We start from the raw sequence: 19,122 nt of genomic DNA, 5'->3' as shown, positions 1-19,122 counted from the left end.
ACCTATGAGCTCAGTACTAGAACTTGCAAACGTTACCGTAACCCGCGGAACCAAAAATCTACTTGACAGCATTAACTGGTCAGTTCAAGAAGGCGAACGCTGGGTCATTCTCGGCCCCAACGGCGCAGGCAAATCAACCCTTCTGTCCATCGCCGGCGCTCGCCTACACCCCACCCGCGGCGAAGTCGATATTCTAGATGAAATCCTCGGAGCCGTTGACGTCTTCGAACTACGCCCCCGCATCGGCGTCTCATCAGCAACCCTCGCTAACCAGATTCCCGCTGACGAAACCGTACGCGATGTCGTTGTCACTGCCGCCTACGGCATCCAAGGACGCTGGAACGAAGAATACGACACCATGGACGAAGACCAAGCAACCCAGCTACTCGCAGACTGGGGCGTAGCAGACCTTGCCGACCGCCCCTTCGGAACCCTCTCAGACGGCGAACGCAAACGCACCCTTATCGCACGCGCCCTCATGACCGACCCCGAACTCCTCCTCCTCGACGAACCCGGCGCTGGCATGGACATCGCAGGACGCGAAGACCTCGTAGCCCGCCTCACCGAACTAGCACAAGACTCCTTCGCCCCGGCAACCATCCTCGTCACCCACCACCTCGAAGAAGTCCCCGCAGGCTTCACTCACGCACTCATGCTACGCGACGGAAAAATCGTAGCAGCAGGCGAAATCGACAAAACCATCACCGAGGAAAACCTACAAAAAACCTACGGGATGGACCTAGCCCTCACCATCACCGACAACGGCCGATACAGCGCATTCGCCCGCTAAAAAACGAGAGCGCACGAGGCTGAGCCAGCCCACGCCACCAGCTCTACACCACCACTCAAACACAACGTGCCCGCCTCCACCGCGAAGCGGGCACAATTGCAATAACGGTGAGAAAACCCCACAACCCCTCACCACACCCACCACATACCACACCAGAGGATTCCTTGGCTAAAAAACAACTCACCCAAGAAGACCTACGTCAACGCTCCGAACGCGTCCACGCCCTACCCAACGTTCACCCACTCAAAAACGCCACACCAACAGACACCCGATTCTTCACATCACTCACCGACGTCAAACTACGCATCACCAAAGAAAGCGAATGGGGCATCTACATCGCAGAATCCTCAAAAGTCATCCGACGGGCACTCACCGCCGGACACCTACCACACTCCTTCATGATGAGCGAAAAATGGGCAGAGGACTTACTCGACGTCCTCCAACAACACCCAGACACCCCCGCCTACGTAGGCACCGAAGAAGACCTAGAAGCAATCACCGGCTTCCACCTACACCGCGGCGCGCTCGCCGCAATGCACCGCCCAACCCCCACACCATTAGACGACCTCACCCGAAACGCACAGCGTATAGCCATCCTCGAAGACATCGTGGACCACACCAACGTCGGAGCAATCTTCAGGTCAGCTGCAGCACTAGACGTAGACGTCGTCCTCGTAACACCACGATGCGCAGACCCCCTCTACCGACGATCAATCCGCGTCTCCATGGGCACAGTCTTTCAAGTACCCTGGGCACGCGTGGACTCCTGGCCAGACGCCCTCGAGGAACTCCACGAACAAGGATTCACAACAGCTGCACTCGCACTCAAAGACGACTCACTCACCCTCTCGGAACTGAGCGCTCGCAAGGATGAAAAACTAGCGTTGATTCTGGGGACTGAAGGGCACGGGCTATCTCCTAAAACTTTGGCAACAACGCAGCACACCGTCATGATTCCCATGTCACACGGGGTTGATTCTCTTAATGTGGCAGCCGCCAGTGCTGTCGCGTTCTGGGAGACTCGTCCGCAACAGCAGCAGTAAAATCGCCGGTGCAGTGCCCAGTGATTAAGCAGACACGACAGGCCTGCAGATTCATCACCCAACAGCGCCCGAAAAACTAGATGAATGCTAAGCTAGTGAATTGGCTGTGCAAACAGCGATAAGATCTGTTACCCAACAGCATCGGATCCCATTACGTAAGTACCGTGTCTGGCAAAATCCAGGCAAGTAAAGAAGGTAACACTATGAAGGCTGAAATCCACCCGGATTACCATCCCGTAATTTTCCGCGACCTCGCATCAGGCGAGGCTTTCCTCACCCAGTCAACTCGCACTTCAGAAAAGACTGAAAAGTGGGAAGACGGCAACGAGTACCCGCTGGTAGAAGTTGAAATCTCATCAGCTTCACACCCGTTCTACACCGGTAAGCAGCGCATCATGGACTCCGCTGGCCGTGTAGAGCGCTTCAACGCTCGCTTCAAGAACTTCGGCAAGGCTTAATCTTTTTAGCCCTGTTATTTCGAACACCCCGGAACTTTTTAGAAAAGTTTCGGGGTGTTTTTTATTAACCTTGAGTAGAATCAAAATAAATTTATTGTCACCTATTCCGGTGACAGTACGCAAGATGACGGGATAAAGTATGTCGGTTCAGACTCCAGCCCCGCGCAAGAAGAAAACAGGACGCAATATCCTGCTAGTGATTCTTGCGCTTTTACTGGTAGCAGCTGTAGGTGTTGGCGCGTATGTCTATAGCATCGGTAGCGCATGGAACAACAACACTCAAAAGATTGAGAATTCAGAATCAGCTTTCCCTAATGAAGATGGCTCGATTCCAACTGACCAGCTCGATACTTTCAAGAAAAATATGGCCGAAGACGGTCAGGCGAATAAAGACGTCACAATCACTAACGACAGTGGCAAAGATCTTTCGTCTGATATCGATAAAAACGGTAACGGTATTTTGGATGCTGATGAGGAAAGCTCAGATGGAAGCCAGCCTAAGAACCACGAGCGTCCTGCCGAAACTGGAGCTACCAACATCTTGCTCATGGGCTCAGACTCACGTGCAGGTACTGCTGAATCTGCAACGGTAAAAGGCCAGCGTGCTGACTCTTTGATGCTCCTGCATGTTCCTGAAGACGGATCGAACGCCTACCTGATTTCGATTATGCGTGATACCTGGGTCAACATCCCGGGTTACGGTCCCGCGAAGATTAACGCTGCTCTTGATCACGGGGGAGTGGCCCTGCAGGTTAGCGCCATTGAACAGTTGCTGGATACCCGCATCGACCACATTGCAGAGGTTGATTTTGAGGGCTTCAAGGGTCTGGTAGATTCCATGGATGGCGTGACCGTAAACGTGCCGCTTTCCTTCGAAGGCGACGGTTACACCTATACTGCAGGTCCGCAGAAGATGGATGGTGAGGAAGCTCTTACCTTTGTACGTCAGCGCTACCAGTTCTCAGACGGCGACTACCAGCGTGTGCGCAACCAGCGCGCTTTTATCCGCGGCGTCTTTGACACCTTGAAATCACGCGGGGTACTAAACAACGCAACAGAATTCAAAAATATGGTGACCACCATGGCTCCGTACCTGACTGTGGACGAGGGGTTGGATGCCGGTTCAATCGTATCTATCGCATCGCCCATGATTTCTAACCCGAACTTTGGGCTGAAGATGATGACCTTGCCGAACGCAGGCACCGGTTGGTCCTCAGACGGACAGTCCATTGTGGTCGTTGATTTGAACGCTAACCAGGAGCTTTCAAATGCTTTGAAGAACGAGACCATGGACAACTACGTGGCCACTCACGGCGCGGACTAAAGCCATCCGCATCTAAGGTAAATAAACGGGTGCCCGGGAGATCATCTCCCGGGCACCCGTTTTAATTTTTGAGTTCAAAGAGTTGTCAGCAGAATTAGCTGTCAACGATGTCGTATTCGGGTTCCTCGTTGTACCGGCCGAAGTATAGACCCATAAAAGCGAGCGAAGCACCAAGAACAATGGCCAAAATGCCCAGCAGCGGGGGCTTAACGAACACGAGAACAATGCCGAAGGTCAAAATCAGACCACCTAAGACACCCAACAATGCCGCAAGCTTTGAAGATGAACCGGTGCCCTCCTGAGGCGCTTTTTCACTCTGTTTCTTGGAACGAGAAGGAATAGAGGCAACGGCCGCAGCAGGGGCAACAGTCGCTCCGAATCCACGACGACGCGATTTCGTGCTCGCGTTCTGCTGAGATTCGCCCTCGGTGGGAACATAGGCATCAGGCACTACGTAAGAGTCTGCTTCTTCAATGAGCTCAGGAACGTTATTGGGCAGGGTGCGATACCACTCATCGCTGAGCTCTGAAGGGCGAGCAGCCTGAACAGTCAGCGATACCTCGAAAGCGTTGCCTCGGATTGTGCCCCACGCACTGGTGAGTTTTTCATGTTCAAAGGCGTACTTGATAACGGGTGCTAGCTGCTCTGAGATCTGAGTACTCAAGCGTCCAACCACTTTGCGATCGTGAAGAACATCAATGGAATCAACCACGGAGCCATCCGCCAGCTTAATCTGGTTGGCTTCGAGAGTAAGAATCACGCGTCCTTCGCCACTGGGCGGCAAAATAGTATGCAAGTACGCTGAATGGTCGTTTTCATCCAGTACTTTCATTGAAGCACCCTGCGGCAACAAAGTAGCATGAACAGGTGCCTGATTGAGCGGGAACAAAGAACCCGGAGCGCTCAAGGAAAGGATGCCGGTGCTCTCGATAGTATGTTCGCCCTGCAACTTGCGCAAAACCGCCGAGAGCTGCAGATGCGCCATAGCATCGTAACCGCTAGAGACGACGCGCGTGATCGGCTTCCAGTACTGTGCTGAGTGTTCAGCGCTCAGGCGTCCGACCTTTAAATCGTCGATGTAAACCGCAATAGTATTCGGGGCGTACGCGTTATCGGGCTCAGGCACTAGACGCGCCGGACCGTTCCAAATACGCTCCCGGTCAATTTGGAGTTCTTCAAAGACCTGCAAAATCTCAGCATCGTAAAAATCATTGGTGATGATAGTGACTGATCCACGATCGCCCAGTGCAAATTCGGCCAATGTTCAACTCCTTGCAACGTACAAAATCTACTTGTATAGCTTCTCATGAAATGCCGACTTTAGAGGTAATTTTTGCCCCTAAAACCGGCATTCATCAGATTACTTAAATCACTTGCACAGGTTGTCTTAATCTGTGCCTACTCACCTATTTAGCGTGATGATGCCTGCTGCGCTGTGAGCGCACGACGAGCATCAGCAACATTTTCAATGATTTCTCGGCGCAGTGCGCTGGGAGCATCCGGATTTTCTTCTAACCATTTTTCGCCCATTGCTACGGCCGGGTGCTCTTCGATAGCTTTGTTTTCACGAAGAACTGCCGCAGGGTAAAGGCCGGTGACGACGCGTGTTGCCATACCAATTGAGCGGTCGTTCCAGGTGTCAAGTAGCTGCTCGAAGTACTGCGGGTAGAACTCGACATGAAGTTTTTCTTCACCGAGTTTGAAACCGTTAGCGGTTGCAGTCAAGATCTCGTTCGACAGTTCTTGGTCAGTTGTTACAGCAGTAAATGCTGCCTGCTTCGCTTGAGCATTGGGGAAAGCCGCCGATGCATAGGCAAACCCGCGCTCAGACGTTGCTGATGACTGATAAGCGCGAGCGGTCTCAAGAGCGAGGTCGTCAACTTCCGAATGAGCTGCGAGAGCGATGAGAGCTGACCAGCCCAGTGTCTGGGTGTATTTCAGCCCCTGCAAACCTTCGATATCAGCGTCCTTGAGGTCTTCGATGGCGCCGCGTGAAACCTCGCGAGCAAATTCAATGCCCAGTGGGGAGTGCGCAGCGACAGCCAGGGTAGACCGCATCAAAATCAGCTGAGCGTCACTGGAAGACTCCGCTGATTCAAGCGCATCTGAGAGCGCAGAATACAAAGAATCCCAGAGCGATGCTTGCTCCGCAGGAGCGGTATAGAGCGAAATAGCCGACTGTGCTTGTGAGGTCAACGCTGCCAGTAGAGTTGCTGACGGTTCACGAGTCAGGTTGAACTCGACAGCACGTATGAACGTTGCTGCCGCTAATTTTCCATCCCGAACTTGATTCCACAGGCTACCCCACAACAAACCGCGAGCAAGCGCATCATCGATGGTTGATACTGACTTTAGGGCTGTCTGCAGACCGTCTTCATCGCTAAGGTAAACCTTCGCGTAGGTTTGGTCGCCAGAATTGAGAAGAAGAAGATCTGCCGCCGCGACCTGCTCTCGAGCCTCTGCGTCTAAGTCAATAGCGACGCTTTGCGAATCACCAGCGGGAATTTCTAGAGAAAACTTTCCTGTGGAGGTCAGCTGAGGTTCTTCGTCGTCAGATGCAATAAAGGTTTCAAGCATCAGCTGATGTGGACGTCCAAGTCCAGTAGGAACACCAGCTGGTAGTTCCTGATGGATGCGAAGTTCTTGTAGCGTGCCATCTTCGGCAAAAATACGTTCAGTACTCAATGATGATAGCCCGCTTGTCTGCAACCATGCCTGAGCCCACGTTTTGACATCGCGATCAGATTTTTCATCGAGAACGCTCAAGAAGTCATCGAGGGTAGTGTTCCCGTATTCGTGTTTCTTGAAGTAAGCGCGAGCAGCGTCGATGAAGGTTTCAAAACCAACGTACGCGACGAGCTGTTTGAGGGCTGAGGCGCCCTTGGCATAAGTAATACCGTCAAAGTTCTGCTTAGCTGCTTCGAGGTGGGGGATATCTGCCACAATCGGGTGAGTCGTGGGTAGCTGATCCTGGTAGTAGGCCCACGAGTTGCGACGGTTAGCAAACGTAGTCCACGCATCCTCAAACCCGTTGGCTTGAATAGAACCCAAAGTACCCATGAAATCTGCAAATGATTCTTTGAGCCACAAATCGTCCCACCATTTCATGGTGACTAAGTCGCCAAACCACATATGCGACATCTCGTGGCAAATAACGTTGGCACGAGATTCAAGATCAGCTTGGGTTGCTCCGGAAATGTAGATATAGCTTTCGGTGAAAGTCACCATGCCGGGGTTTTCCATCGCGCCCAGATTGTACTCGGGAACAAAAGCTTGCTCGTACTTCTTGAAGGGGTAGGCATAGTCGAAAAGATCTTGGAAGAAATCAAGTCCCTGCTTGGTGACAGTGAAAATGTTCTCCGCATCGAAGTACTCTGCCAATGAGGCTCGGCAGTAGGCAACCAGCGGAATCTTACCGGAGTTCACGGTTGAGGTCGGTACGTAGGTATCTGATGCTACAAAGTACTCACCAGCAAGGATGGTGGTGATGTAAGTAGAGATGCGTGCTGTGGGCTTGAAAACTCGCTTTGAAATGCTGGAATCTGCTGGGTCTTCAAGTGTTCGATCTAGTTCAGCGTTTGAGCTGACTACCCAGTGGGCAGGCGCGGTAATGCGGAAATTAAAGACAGCTTTAAGGTCTGGCTGTTCAAAGTTGGGGAAGACCCGTCGGCAATCTGCGGGTTCGTACTGTGTGTACAGGTAAGTTTTGTCATCGGTTGGGTCGGTGTAACGGTGCAGACCTTCTCCAGATCGGGAGAAGTAGGAGCGGCCATGAATGGTCAGTATGTTTTCGCCTTCTACCGGGGTAAAGCGGATGCGTGAGCCGTCAATGGCTTCTGCGGTATTGATATGGCCGCCATTGAGTTTGATGGAGTCGATTGACTGGTGAATGTAGTCAATGAAGGTTTCTTCAGCCGCACGGGCGGTGAAACGCACGGTGGTTGCGGTGGGGTAGGACGCAAACGATGTATCTGCCGCGTTGGTGAGGTCAACGTGTACGTCGTAGGTGTCAACGGATAGTAGTTCTGAGCGGTGTGCCGCTTCGTCGCGGCTCAAGTTTTCGTTATTCACGTCATCATCGTATAGCGAGGTTTAGGGTGAGTCTACCTGCTGTTAGTGCGTACTCACGTAATGAAATAGGGTATTTAGCCTATATAACTGACAAGTTAAACTGATTACCTTCGGTTGGCGCATTGATAAAATTTTTTATGGGTGGGCGGCCCGATAGATTCCAGAAGCTTAAAAATCCTATAATGTGGAAAAATTTCGTTATTTTCTGGAATTTAGGAACCTAAATTTTGGTCGAAAACTCAAAATGTGAGGTAGATAATAAGAAAATGCAACCTCTGGATTTGCGTCTCATCTTGTGATGCGTGTAGATTATTATCTGTTGCTTACAGAGCTTCCCAGCTCTGATTTATCACCTGCGCGGGTGGCGGAATAGGCAGACGCGCTAGCTTGAGGTGCTAGTCCTCGTATTAGAGGGTGGGGGTTCAAGTCCCCCTCCGCGCACAGAATAATCCCCGGATGCTTCGGCATCCGGGGATTATTGTTTACATTGAGCCTGGGATTCTTCGGTTGACTTCAATGATTGGTGCGGGGTTGCAGGGGAGTGGGTGAGCGAGCTTTCATGTGACCTTCAACAAAAGGTCATTTCTGAATTATTTGTGTTTATGAGGGTTTTTCGGCGGCAAGGTGTAAAAAGGGCGAATTTCAGACACTTAAAGTCATATAAACCCAACATAAAACCACATTTAGTGTGTCATACTGGTAATCACAAACCACATCAAGCTCACAAGCTCGAAAGGAACTTTCCTCATGGCTACTGCAAAATCCACCAAACTCGGCGTCATCGGTGCAGGCGGCGTCGGCTCAGCAACCGCATACGCATCCATGCTGCGCGGCGTTGCCGATGAAATCGTGATTTACGATATCGCTGCAGAACGTGCAGAAGCAGAAGGCCTCGATATCGCACACGGTTCGATGTTTGCCTCAGAAGCTAAGGTTTCAGGCGGTGGGGATATCGAAATCCTGCGTGACTGCGATTTGGTTATTGTTACCGCAGGTGCTCGCCAGAAGCCCGGGCAGCCCCGCCTTGAGCTCGTTGGCGCTAACGTCAAAATCTTTGAAGCAATGCTTCCCCAGGTTATGGAAGTTGCACCGAACGCAATCTTGATGATTGTCACCAACCCCTGCGACGTTCTGGCTGTTGTAGCTCAGAAGATTACCGGTCTGCCCACCGAACGTTGCTTCGCATCCGGCACCGTTTTGGACTCATCACGACTGCGCTGGCTGATCGCAAACAAGGCAGGCGTTTCTATCAAGAACGTTCACGCCAACGTTATCGGCGAGCACGGCGACTCAGAATTCCCCGTATGGTCAGCAGCTAACATCGGTATGGTTCCGCTGGATGAGTGGACCAGCGAAGACGGTGAGCGCGTCTTCACCGATGAGGTCAAGAATGAGCTTGCAACTCAGGCTATGCGCGCAGCTTACAAGATCATCGAGGGCAAGGGTTCCACTAACTACGCAATCGGTATTTCGGGTGCACGCATCGCTGAGGCAATCTTGAAAGGTCAGGATGCTGTACTCAACGTTGCCACCCAGATTCGCGGTAAGTACGGTATCGAAGGTGAAGCTGCAGTATCGCTCCCTTCAGTCGTCAACCGCGAGGGTGTTGTGCGCGTGCTCGATGTTCCCATGAGCGACGAAGAAATCGAGCGTCTGCGCAAGTCAGCTGGCGAAATTCAGAAGACTTTGGAATCAGCTGGTTACGGCGACAAGTAGCCATCGATTCAAATAAGTAAGCGGTGGCGTCCTCTATCAGGACGCCACCGCTTAGTTTTTCTTCGCAGCTTGCATTGAGCTAGCGAAGACAAGAAAATCTTTTAGATAAATTGCGTGGTCTTAACGACCTTCATGATGCGTCGGCGCAACCAGTAGCGTCGGCGTCCGCCATACAGAATAACGGTTCGAGAAAGTTCCCACTTGCCGTACTCGGCATGTTCTCCCAGACGCTGGCGGGCAGCCTTGATGGAATCGCCGGGTTCAACGGTGATAATCAGGTATTCATAGCGGTCCGTGTTGAACGTCGAGTGAACAATCGGTGCACTAATCTGTGTTTCTCTCAAAATTCCCTCCGATATAGTTCGCGTTCAAGCGTTTAGTGATAACGTCTTATACATGAGTAATGATCCTCGCGCAGCGCTATCAGTATTGACTTCAGCGTTAGAAGAACACCTTACAGCTATTGCTAACCGTCGTGGCGAGCACGATACCGCGATTGATAACGCGTATGTTGCCATCGCTAATGCTTTTGAACGTTATGAGGACTCCCTCTTTGAATCCTATGAAGAGGTTACTCCTTTGGAGGTCTTCATTGAAGATGATAATGACGAAGACTACGACGATTTCGATGACAGCGAAGAATACGACGAAGATGACATCGAATTCTTTGATGAGGATGACGATGAGGATCCCCGCGCTTAAGCCCACAAGCTAGTGTGGTTTAGCTGTTAGAACAGACACAGCAGTATGAAAGTACTGCTGTGTTCGTTTTTTAACCGGTACAGTTTGATGCGTGGAATGGATTCAAGCTATTATTTTGGGCCTTGTTCAGGGTCTGACTGAGTTTTTGCCGGTTTCTTCATCCGGTCACCTGCGAATTGTGGGGCAGTTCTTGCCGGTTTCTGAAGATCCCGGCGCGGCTTTTACTGCGATTACTCAGCTGGGTACTGAGACGGCTGTTTTGTTGTTTTTCTGGCGCGATATTGTGCGCATTATCGGTAAGTGGTTCGGCTCATTGACTGGCAAGGTCGATAAGAAGGACCCGGATGCTCGTATGGGCTGGTTCATCATCGTAGGTTCTTTGCCCATTGGTATTTTGGGTTTGCTCTTGCAGGACTACATTGATACGACCTTCCGCAGCCTGTGGATTGTTGCGACCATGTTGATTGTGTTCGCGATTTTCTTGGGTATTGCCGATCGTATGGGTAAAGAACAGCGTGAGCTTAAAGATTTGAACGTGAAGCACGGTCTGATTTTTGGTTTTGCTCAGGCGTTGGCATTGATTCCCGGCGTTTCTCGCTCGGGTGGCACTATTACTGCCGGTTTGCTGATGGGGTACACCCGTGAAGCTGCCGCGCGTTATTCGTTCTTGCTGGCAATTCCTGCAGTGTTCGCATCCGGCCTGTTTAAGCTTTCCGATAGTTTGGCTGAGGGTTTTACCGGATACTACGGTTTAGGCTCAACTGTTGTGGCAACGCTTGTAGCGTTTGTCTCCGGTTACCTGATGATTGGCTGGTTCTTGAAGTATGTTTCTTCGAACAGCTACGGCATTTTCGTCTGGTATCGCATCGCGGTAGGTGTTCTTGTATACATCTTGCTCGGTCTAGGAATTCTTGTAGCGTAATTAAGCCAACTGCTTTCATACCCGTTCACCGCAACCGGTGAACGGGTATTGTTTTATGCAGAAAAGAAATTTTGGAAGAGGTAGTAATGGAATCCTGGAAGAGCCCTGAGATTGCTAAGTTGCCGGGCAAAGCACCGGTTCCGCATATTTTTGATACAGCTGCACAGCTGAAGGTCGAGTTGCCCTTTGAGGATCAGGCGAGCTTGTACGTGTGCGGTATTACTCCTTACGATGCGACTCATATGGGGCACGCATCCACGTATGTGGCTTTTGACGTGTTGAACCGTGCGTGGCGTGATGCCGGTATGGATGTTGCCTATGTTCAGAATGTCACCGATGTTGACGATCCTTTGTTGGAACGCGCGAACGCTACTGGCGTTGACTGGCGCGAGCTGGCAAAGGACCAGACTGAGTTGTTCTTTGGTGACATGGAGGCGTTGAACGTTATCGCTCCCGATCATTATGTGGGTGCTGTCGAATCCATCGAATGGATCGTTCCTACGGTTGAGCGTTGGATTGAGCAGGGGATTGCTTACCGTGTACCGGGCTTTACCGATGAGAACGGTGTAGTTGCCCCCGATGGCGATGTCTATTTTGATGTGGAAGCTGCTCAGCGTTTGGGCGAAGGCGACGAGCGAGGCTGGCACCTGGGTGATGTCTCGAATCTTGACCGTGAGCAGATGCTTCCCGTGTTTGCCGAGCGCGGTGGAGACCCGCAGCGTCCCGGTAAGAAGGATGCCTTGGACCCGCTCCTGTGGCGTGTTGAACGCGAGGGCGAGCCTGCATGGGATGGAAAGTCTTTGGGACGCGGTCGTCCAGGATGGCATATTGAGTGCACCATGATTTCACAGCAGTTCTTGCCCGCACCTTTCACCGTTCAGGGCGGCGGCTCTGACCTGCAGTTCCCGCACCATGAGATGGGTGCAGCTCATGCCTACGCCGTCAATCGGGTGCCCATGGCGCAGCACTTTGCTCATACCGGCATGGTAGGTCTTGACGGTGAGAAGATATCGAAGTCTTTGGGCAATCTCGTTTTGGTATCCAAGCTTCGCGCTGCGGGGGTTCACCCGGGCGTTATTCGCTTGGCGATTATGAGCAATCACTACCGTACCGACTGGTTCTGGACCAATGAGTTGCTTGCTCAGGCTCAGTCACGTTTTGGCGCTATTTCCCAGGCTGTCACAGCCGCAGCCGGCGAAGATGACGGTGCTGCACGCGAGCTCATTGAGGACGTTCGTCAGTTACTGGCAGATGATTTGAATACTCCGGTTGCTCTTGACCGCATTGAACAGTGGGCGCAACAGGGCCATGCCGGTGGTGGCTCCCTGGTAGCTGATCTACTGGATGCTCGATTTGGCGTGAAGCTCTAAAACACAAAAACTGCACACAATACGTGTGCAGAAATAAAGGCCCCCGCGAAAACTCCGGTGAGTTTTCGCGGGGGCCTTTATCAGTAGCCAAGGTTATTGCTCGCGACGCTTGAGGAACTGCTCAAACTCGGCGGCAATATCATCACCCGAGGTTTGCGGATCATTCTCCATGTCGTAGGTGCTTTCTAACTGTGCGACATACTGGGCGAGCTCTCGCTCATCCTCTAGCAACTCGGCAGCGCCACGATCCCACGCATCCACCTCTTCTTCTAGCGGTTTGAGGGGGATAGCGATACCCACTAGAGTCTCAAGTTTTTTCAAGAGAGCTAAAGTTGCTTTAGGATGCGGCGGCTGACCAACATAGTGGGGGATAGAAACCCACAGGCTGGTTGCGGGAATACTGTATTGGGTACCCATCACCGCAAGCACCCCTGTAATGCCCGTCGGACCGGTATAAGTGTTGGGGTGAACGTCATCGAGCTGTCGCATCAAAATTGACTCGCTTGTGACGTCTACTGGGAAAGGACGCGTATGCGGGGTTTCTGCCAAAAGACCACCGAGCAAAATTACTGCGCCAGCACCGAGCTGTTCAGTGAGCTCATAAAAATCTCTGACAAAACCCTTCCACTTGTGGGTGGGCTCCGGGCCGGTCACCACGGCGATTCGCACGTTGTGCTCCGGCAGTTCAGTCAGTTGCACTGATATTTCAGGCCATAAAATTTCAGCACCGCCCTCTTCTTGCGACATCATGACGGGGCGTTGGTGCATGTAGAGAAAATAATCCTCATCATCGATACCGGAGTGCGGGGTAAAATCCCACAGGCGAGTTAAATATTGCAGGGCCTCGCTAGCTGCCCCGCCGGCATCGTTCCAGCCTTCAAAAGCGGCCAGAACGATGGTGTACATTTCACCGGTGGGAGACAATAAATCTTTAACGGTGTGGAACTCTGGGTTGTATTCTGCGCTCATTAGAATCTACTTTACCGCTCGTAGCTCAGCCACGCAGACCACCAGATGAAAAGCAGACTGCTCTTTATTGCAAGCTCTTTAGTAGGATGGTAAAACACCCCGCCACATCAACCTGAGAGTAGGGCATATGCATAAGGACGCACTCGGCGTACAAGTAGCCCGCATTTTTGGTGCACCCGTGTACCTGCGCACCTCATGGTTTGTTTTCATGGCAGTGGTCATTCTCGGCTACGCCTACTACATTCAACGTTCGCCGCGTATGAGCTGGGGCGATGGTTTCATTGTCTCGACTACAGTCGCCGTGGTAGTTGCCGCTGCGGTTTTTGTGCACGAACTTGCTCACGCCGCTGTAGGGCACACCAGCGGACAAAAAGTGCACTTTATTTCCATGACTCTATGGGGCGGTTTCACCAAGCTAACGCAGGGGAGCGCTGCTGGCTCGCTTCTTGTCTCATTAGCAGGGCCTGCCGTCAACGTACTTTTCGCCCTTGCAGGGTATGGGCTGTTACAAGTTGTGGAACCAAGTTCCTTTGCCTTTGGCCTTCGTCTCGCGTCGGACGCTAACCTCGCTATCGCATTTTTTAATCTTCTGCCTGCTTACCCGCTTGACGGCGGTCACGCCATCGAGTCCTTCGCAATGCTCTGCGGCGCCAAAAAATCAACCGCGGTCAAAATAACTTCATATGTCGGGGTCATACTCATACCGGTTGCTGTGCTTCTTTTTGCGTTTGGCGGAATGATGCGCACTCCCGTTGCGCTTATTATCCTGATTTATCTGTGCACCTATTTGTGGAAGAACGCGTCATCGCATCTATCAATTCTCAGACACCAAAGCGCTGGCTACGATCCTCTTCAAGCTAAAAATCTGATGCGCCCGGCAATTTCTTTTGCCCCCACCACACCTGTTGAAATCGTTGCACAATCCATCGGCAACGGCTTCCTTGCAATTACCTCGCATCCTCATACCGGTCAGCTTCTCTGGGCAGATGGGCACGTACTTCAGGTCAAACCCGGCACTCCCATCATGCAGGTAGCCGTTCCACTCGCAGAACCGCCTATTAGCTACAACGCCCTGCGTTATGACGTCATGGAATACCTCAACGGTACCCACTGGCATCGTCTGCCAGTCTCATATCAACAAAACCCCATCGTGCTGGCCTGGGCTGTCACCGATGCACACCACCAGCCCATAGGCATTATCACTCACAAAGACGCCACCAACATCATCAACCGCGAAAACCATATGCTCGGACTCGACCACCAAATATAAAAATCTCACTCGGTTTGAGACAATAGAACTACAGCACCGTCTCAAGCGCTCTTACCGCAGGACGGCACCAACCCGTCACTAACATCTTGGCGAAAGAAAAATCTATGACTCAACACAATCCCACTGGCGCTAACAACCGCCGCGGTCCATTCCGCCCCGGCGAGCGCGTCCAAATTACTGATGAGCGCGGACGCATCACTACCATCACCTTGCAAGAGGATGGCCAGTACCACTCGCATCGAGGGTTCCTCAATCACAACGACCTCATCGGGCACGATGAGGGCACTGTTATTGAGAATTCTGAGGGTCTTCTTTTCCAGGCCCTTCGCCCTCTCTACAAGGACTTTGTGCTGTCGATGCCTCGCGGTGCGGCTGTGGTTTATCCCAAGGACGCCGGTCAGATTGTTACCATGGCAGATATTTACCCGGGTGCACGCGTTATTGAAGCGGGCGTAGGTTCCGGTGCTTTGTCTATTGGTTTGTTGCGTGCAATCGGCGATGAAGGTCATCTGCGTTCGTTTGAACGTCGCGAGGAATTCGCGGATATTGCCCGTGGCAACGTTGAAACTATGTTCGGTGGTCCGCATCCAGCGTGGGAGATTACTCTAGGGGATCTGGCTGAAACTCTTGGGGAGGTCGAAGAACCTGGCAGCGTAGACCGTGCGGTACTCGATATGCTTGCCCCTTGGGAATGCCTTGATGCTGTGGCGACTGCTCTGGCGCCTGGTGGTGTGATTATTTGCTACGTTGCAACCGTCACTCAGCTCTCTCGTACCGCAGAAGCACTTCGCGCTGACGGCCGTTTCACCGAACCTGAGTCGCACGAAACCATGGTTCGAGGCTGGCATGTTGAGGGTCTCGCTGTTCGACCTGACCACCGTATGGTCGCGCACACCGGCTTCCTGATTACTGCCCGCCGTCTCGCCGACGGAGCGGTGCGTCTTGCACCCAAACGACGCGCGTCCAAGACCGAGTTCTCTGAAGAAGATATGAATGCCTGGACGCCAGCATCACTGGGCGAGCGCAATGTGACTGACCGCAAGTTGCGACGTGCGGCTCGAGATGCACAGAATCTTGCTCAGCATGCTGCGCGAGCTAGCGAACATATCAATACCAGTAACTAATTAACCCGCGTCCTACCTTAAACACCCAACGCGAATCGATAAGAGCACACGATGACCGACACTAACGGACCTTCAACCACCGATTACGAACGCGTACTGCGCCAGCTCACTCTTGCGAACGAAAACCGCAAGAACCTGGACCGCCAACTGCGCCTTGCCGGGGAGAAGAACCAAAAACTTGTCAAAGCGCTAGAAATTACTAAAGCTGAAATCGAGCGTATTCGAGTCTCCGTCGCGCAAGAGGTAGAACCACCGCTCAATTCAGCTGTGGTTCTTGAGGTAGGGCGCGGCAAGATGACCTACGACCAGCTAGCTTCCGGTAAGACCCCGGCTGAGGTTGAGGATTACCTTGACGTTCAGCTCGGCGGTAGGCTGGTGCGTATTCCCTTTTCACCGCTCCTGTCGCCCGAGGATGTAGAACCCGGTATGACAGTTCTGCTCAACGAGCATAATCAAGCTGTCCTATCACTGGGGTACAGCACTTACGGTGAAGTTGTTACTATCCGAGAGAAGATTGATGATAAGCAGATCATCATTGATCTCCCTAATCAGAACAAAGCAGTGGCGCGTATTTCGGGAGCGCTTGCTGGGGTTTCGTTGAGTACGGGCGATACCGTTACCTATGACTCTAAGACCGGTCTGATTCTGGCGCAGGTTCCTTCTACTGAGGCGCAGGAGCTGGTTCTTGAAGAGGTTCCGAACATCACCTACGCCAACATTGGTGGTCTTTCTTCTCAGATTGAACAGATCCAGGATGCGGTTGAGCTACCTTTCTTGCACCCCGAGATTTACCGTGAACACCAGTTGACTCCGCCCAAAGGCATCCTGCTCTACGGCCCTCCCGGTAACGGTAAGACTCTTATTGCAAAAGCCGTGGCTAATTCTCTTGCGCAACGCGCAGCTGAGATTTCTAAAGATTCGTCTACAACCGGCTACTTTCTCAATATCAAGGGTCCGGAGCTACTGGATAAATATGTAGGCGAGACAGAACGGCAGATTCGCGATATCTTCTCTGCTGCCCGTCAGAAGGCCGCAGAGGGTAATCCCGTTGTTGTTTTCTTCGATGAGATGGAGTCGCTCTTCCGTACCCGCGGAACAGGTCGTTCCTCCGACGTGGAAACCACTATTGTTCCCCAGCTGTTGTCAGAAATCGACGGTGTCGAATCCCTGGATAACGTCATTGTCATCGGTGCTACTAACCGTGAAGACATGATTGATCCCGCGGTTCTGCGACCGGGCCGTCTCGACATTAAGATTCGCATCAATCGCCCGAATGCTGAAGGCGCACGTGAAATTTTCGCGCTTTACCTGACGCCGCGCATCCCTATCAGTCAGGACGCTATCGATGCGGCCGGCAGTAAAGAGCTCGCTATTGATGCGATGATTAATCGGGCAGTAGAGTCCCTGTTCTCACGCGAAGACTACAATCGTTACCTCACTCTCACCTTGGACAACGGGCAAACTCTCACCCTGTACCGTGGAGACTTTCTCACGGGCGCGGTGATCCGCAATATCGTAGACTCCGCCAAAAAACAGGCCATTAAGTCGCTACTCACCGGTGGCGAAAAAGGTATTACTGCTCAGCACGTCTTAGAAGCTATCCGCGCAGAATTTGAGGATCAGGTCGAAGTTCCGCAAACCGCTGAAATCGAAGACGTGCTCACGCAATACAACATCAGGGCGCGCATCCACACCGTCACTCCAGCGCGCTCAGGACGAGGGGAGTAACCATGGGTGTTCAGCGCATTATGGGAGCCGAAACCGAATTTGGTGTCATCTCACCGACCAACCCGGCCGCGAATCATACCGTCCTTTCAGCCACCATCGTCAATACCTACGACAACTTGGCGTTCTCCAAGCACCAAAAGACGGCATGGGAATACGATTCTGAGCAACCTCTTCAGGACGCTCGCGGTTTTGCGATGAAACGTGAAGAGGCGCACTCTAGCCAGCTCACCGATGAAGCATACGAGCTCACCAGCGAAGATATCGCAGCCGAGGCCCTCAAAGAATCCGGTATGTTTGCTGAGCGTCTTGACTGGGACAAAATTACCATGAACTCCATTTTGCCCAATGGAGCCCGCCTCTATGTTGATCACGCCCATCCCGAATACTCATCACCAGAGGTCACCAGCCCTCAAGACGCCGTTCTCTGGGACGCTGCCGGCGATCACATCGCCGCAGTTACTATTGCTACTCTTGCCGATTCATCGGCAAAGACCGGTATCGAGCCCATCAACCTCTATAAAAACAACACCGACGGTAAAGGACAGTCTTACGGTTCTCACGAAAACTACCTGATTTCCCGTGAAACTGACTTCGACTACTTGACTAAAGTTCTCGCGTCCTTCTTTGCTACTCGCATTATCTATACCGGCGCAGGACGCGTGGGGCTCGGTACTGACGGTGATGAACCGGGTTTCCAACTCTCGCAGAGAGCTGATTTCTTTGAGCGCTTGGTGGGGCTTGAAACAACTATCCGCCGGCCTCTCATTAACACTCGTGATGAGCCCCATGCAGACCGCGAAAAGTACCGCCGGTTGCATGTGATTACCGGAGACGCCAATTTAGCGCACTACTCTAACTTGCTGAAGTTCGGTACCATGTCCTTAGTTTTGGAACTTATTGAGCAAGGCAAGGCTCCTGTTATTCAGCTGACGGATCCTGTGACTGCTATGCACACTGTTAGCCGTGACCTCACCTTCACCCAAGAACTCCCACTTGCAAATGGCGGAAGCATCACAGCCCTTGAGGTGCAGCAGGCATATCTTGAAGCGTCCCTTGATAATAATCCCAATCCAGATGAGCAAACCCGCGAGGTACTCGAACTGTGGGAAGAGGTACTGCACCTTCTGGCGACCGCCCCCGATGCACTTGCGGATCGTCTCGACTGGGCGGCAAAATACCAGTTGCTCAAAGCATATGTGGCTCAAGGTATTGACTGGGACAGTCCTAAGCTCAAAGCCATCGATATCCAATACTCAGATTTGAGACCTGATAAAGGCTTATATTTCAAACTGGTGGGGCTCGGCCGTCTAAAGACTCTCTTCAGCGCAGAGCACATCAAAAAGGCAGCAAGTGAGCCACCTGATGACACTCGAGCATACGCCCGCGGTAAAATTGTCTCGACTTGGGGAAATGAAGTGATTAGTGCCAACTGGGACACAATCGTTGTTCGCAACCCACTCGATATAACAACCTATCGACTGACCATGAACGAGCCCTCCGATCTCACGCGTCGAACCATTGAGCCCTACCTAACAAATCCCAGTGCCGAACCGCTGTTCACAGCGCTTGGCGCAAACTCTCACACCTATTAAACCGGGCATTAGCCACTCAGACTACGCCCATCACCAGGAGAAC

Annotated in this window: 16 protein-coding genes and 1 tRNA gene; 13 read left to right on the top strand and 4 right to left on the bottom strand. The window is 52.2% G+C overall.

What is annotated here, in order from left to right; all coding sequences use genetic code 11:
- Nucleotides 1–4 precede the first annotated feature (4 nt).
- The 4 genes from HF984_RS01730 to HF984_RS01715 all read left to right on the top strand — a co-directional run bounded on the left by HF984_RS01730 (nt 5) and on the right by HF984_RS01715 (nt 3,615).
- On the top strand, nt 5–790 hold the full coding sequence (locus tag HF984_RS01730; RefSeq protein ID WP_168613960.1) for an ABC transporter ATP-binding protein: 786 nt from the start codon (nt 5–7) through the stop codon (nt 788–790).
- Nucleotides 791–954: 164 nt separating this feature from the next.
- Complete coding sequence (locus HF984_RS01725) at nt 955–1,833, top strand: TrmH family RNA methyltransferase (protein WP_168613959.1); 879 nt, start codon at nt 955–957, stop codon at nt 1,831–1,833.
- Nucleotides 1,834–2,036: 203 nt separating this feature from the next.
- Nucleotides 2,037–2,291 (top strand): type B 50S ribosomal protein L31, encoded by a 255-nt coding sequence (locus HF984_RS01720; protein WP_168613958.1) that lies wholly within the window; start codon nt 2,037–2,039, stop codon nt 2,289–2,291.
- A 139-nt stretch (nt 2,292–2,430) separates the two neighbouring features.
- On the top strand, nt 2,431–3,615 hold the full coding sequence (locus HF984_RS01715) for an LCP family protein (protein WP_168613957.1): 1,185 nt from the start codon (nt 2,431–2,433) through the stop codon (nt 3,613–3,615).
- 94 nt (nt 3,616–3,709) lie between these two features.
- Here the strand turns inward: HF984_RS01715 and HF984_RS01710 are convergent, their stop codons facing one another.
- Both HF984_RS01710 and pepN read right to left on the bottom strand, forming a co-directional pair.
- Nucleotides 3,710–4,876 (bottom strand): hypothetical protein, encoded by a 1,167-nt coding sequence (locus HF984_RS01710; RefSeq protein ID WP_168613956.1) that lies wholly within the window; start codon nt 4,874–4,876, stop codon nt 3,710–3,712.
- A 149-nt stretch (nt 4,877–5,025) separates the two neighbouring features.
- On the bottom strand, nt 5,026–7,686 hold the full coding sequence (gene pepN, locus HF984_RS01705) for an aminopeptidase N (protein WP_168613955.1): 2,661 nt from the start codon (nt 7,684–7,686) through the stop codon (nt 5,026–5,028).
- A 355-nt stretch (nt 7,687–8,041) separates the two neighbouring features.
- Here pepN and HF984_RS01700 point away from each other — a divergent pair.
- A tRNA-Leu gene (locus HF984_RS01700) sits at nt 8,042–8,127 on the top strand.
- Between the two features lie 306 nt (nt 8,128–8,433).
- Nucleotides 8,434–9,402, top strand: coding sequence for an L-lactate dehydrogenase (locus HF984_RS01695; RefSeq protein ID WP_168613954.1), 969 nt, complete (start codon nt 8,434–8,436; stop codon nt 9,400–9,402).
- A 101-nt stretch (nt 9,403–9,503) separates the two neighbouring features.
- On the opposite strand, the gene HF984_RS01690 is transcribed toward HF984_RS01695, so the two are convergent.
- Nucleotides 9,504–9,746, bottom strand: a complete 243-nt coding sequence (locus tag HF984_RS01690) for a DUF5703 family protein (RefSeq protein ID WP_168613953.1) — start codon at nt 9,744–9,746, stop codon at nt 9,504–9,506.
- A 52-nt stretch (nt 9,747–9,798) separates the two neighbouring features.
- On the opposite strand from HF984_RS01690, the gene HF984_RS01685 reads away from it, so the two are divergent.
- The 3 genes from HF984_RS01685 to mshC all read left to right on the top strand — a co-directional run bounded on the left by HF984_RS01685 (nt 9,799) and on the right by mshC (nt 12,396).
- Nucleotides 9,799–10,104: a hypothetical protein gene (locus HF984_RS01685; protein ID WP_168613952.1), complete on the top strand. Its 306-nt coding sequence runs from the start codon at nt 9,799–9,801 to the stop codon at nt 10,102–10,104.
- Nucleotides 10,105–10,195: 91 nt separating this feature from the next.
- A complete protein-coding gene (locus HF984_RS01680) occupies nt 10,196–11,026 on the top strand; it encodes an undecaprenyl-diphosphate phosphatase (protein WP_168613951.1) in 831 nt (276 codons plus the stop codon).
- Nucleotides 11,027–11,112: 86 nt separating this feature from the next.
- Entirely contained in the window at nt 11,113–12,396 is a 1,284-nt protein-coding gene (gene mshC / locus HF984_RS01675) for a cysteine--1-D-myo-inosityl 2-amino-2-deoxy-alpha-D-glucopyranoside ligase (RefSeq protein WP_168613950.1), read from the top strand.
- A 93-nt stretch (nt 12,397–12,489) separates the two neighbouring features.
- Here the strand turns inward: mshC and HF984_RS01670 are convergent, their stop codons facing one another.
- Complete coding sequence (locus HF984_RS01670; protein ID WP_168613949.1) at nt 12,490–13,365, bottom strand: PAC2 family protein; 876 nt, start codon at nt 13,363–13,365, stop codon at nt 12,490–12,492.
- Between the two features lie 127 nt (nt 13,366–13,492).
- On the opposite strand from HF984_RS01670, the gene HF984_RS01665 reads away from it, so the two are divergent.
- The 4 genes from HF984_RS01665 to dop all read left to right on the top strand — a co-directional run bounded on the left by HF984_RS01665 (nt 13,493) and on the right by dop (nt 19,079).
- On the top strand, nt 13,493–14,635 hold the full coding sequence (locus HF984_RS01665) for a zinc metalloprotease (RefSeq protein WP_168613948.1): 1,143 nt from the start codon (nt 13,493–13,495) through the stop codon (nt 14,633–14,635).
- A 104-nt stretch (nt 14,636–14,739) separates the two neighbouring features.
- On the top strand, nt 14,740–15,759 hold the full coding sequence (locus HF984_RS01660) for a tRNA (adenine-N1)-methyltransferase (protein ID WP_168613947.1): 1,020 nt from the start codon (nt 14,740–14,742) through the stop codon (nt 15,757–15,759).
- Between the two features lie 51 nt (nt 15,760–15,810).
- On the top strand, nt 15,811–17,487 hold the full coding sequence (arc, locus tag HF984_RS01655; protein WP_168613946.1) for a proteasome ATPase: 1,677 nt from the start codon (nt 15,811–15,813) through the stop codon (nt 17,485–17,487).
- A gap of 2 nt (nt 17,488–17,489) precedes the next feature.
- On the top strand, nt 17,490–19,079 hold the full coding sequence (gene dop / locus HF984_RS01650) for a depupylase/deamidase Dop (protein ID WP_168613945.1): 1,590 nt from the start codon (nt 17,490–17,492) through the stop codon (nt 19,077–19,079).
- Nucleotides 19,080–19,122 lie beyond the last annotated feature (43 nt).

The organism is Rothia terrae, from assembly GCF_012396615.1.
GTDB classification, from domain to species: Bacteria; Actinomycetota; Actinomycetes; order Actinomycetales; family Micrococcaceae; genus Rothia; species Rothia terrae.
The sequence above is the reverse complement of the archived record's forward strand: the minus strand, read 5'-3'. Positions and strand labels throughout refer to the sequence as shown.

Excerpts from the sequence above, each read along its gene's own strand:
- arc (WP_168613946.1), top strand. The coding sequence starts at position 15,811 with ATGACCGACACTAACGGACCTTCAACCACCGATTACGAACGCGTACTG.
- HF984_RS01665 (WP_168613948.1), top strand. The coding sequence starts at position 13,493 with ATGCATAAGGACGCACTCGGCGTACAAGTAGCCCGCATTTTTGGTGCA.
- HF984_RS01695 (WP_168613954.1), top strand. The coding sequence starts at position 8,434 with ATGGCTACTGCAAAATCCACCAAACTCGGCGTCATCGGTGCAGGCGGC.
- HF984_RS01685 (WP_168613952.1), top strand. The coding sequence starts at position 9,799 with ATGAGTAATGATCCTCGCGCAGCGCTATCAGTATTGACTTCAGCGTTA.
- HF984_RS01660 (WP_168613947.1), top strand. The coding sequence starts at position 14,740 with ATGACTCAACACAATCCCACTGGCGCTAACAACCGCCGCGGTCCATTC.
- HF984_RS01670 (WP_168613949.1), bottom strand. The coding sequence starts at position 13,365 with ATGAGCGCAGAATACAACCCAGAGTTCCACACCGTTAAAGATTTATTG.
- HF984_RS01730 (WP_168613960.1), top strand. The coding sequence starts at position 5 with ATGAGCTCAGTACTAGAACTTGCAAACGTTACCGTAACCCGCGGAACC.
- dop (WP_168613945.1), top strand. The coding sequence starts at position 17,490 with ATGGGTGTTCAGCGCATTATGGGAGCCGAAACCGAATTTGGTGTCATC.
- HF984_RS01720 (WP_168613958.1), top strand. The coding sequence starts at position 2,037 with ATGAAGGCTGAAATCCACCCGGATTACCATCCCGTAATTTTCCGCGAC.
- HF984_RS01715 (WP_168613957.1), top strand. The coding sequence starts at position 2,431 with ATGTCGGTTCAGACTCCAGCCCCGCGCAAGAAGAAAACAGGACGCAAT.
- mshC (WP_168613950.1), top strand. The coding sequence starts at position 11,113 with ATGGAATCCTGGAAGAGCCCTGAGATTGCTAAGTTGCCGGGCAAAGCA.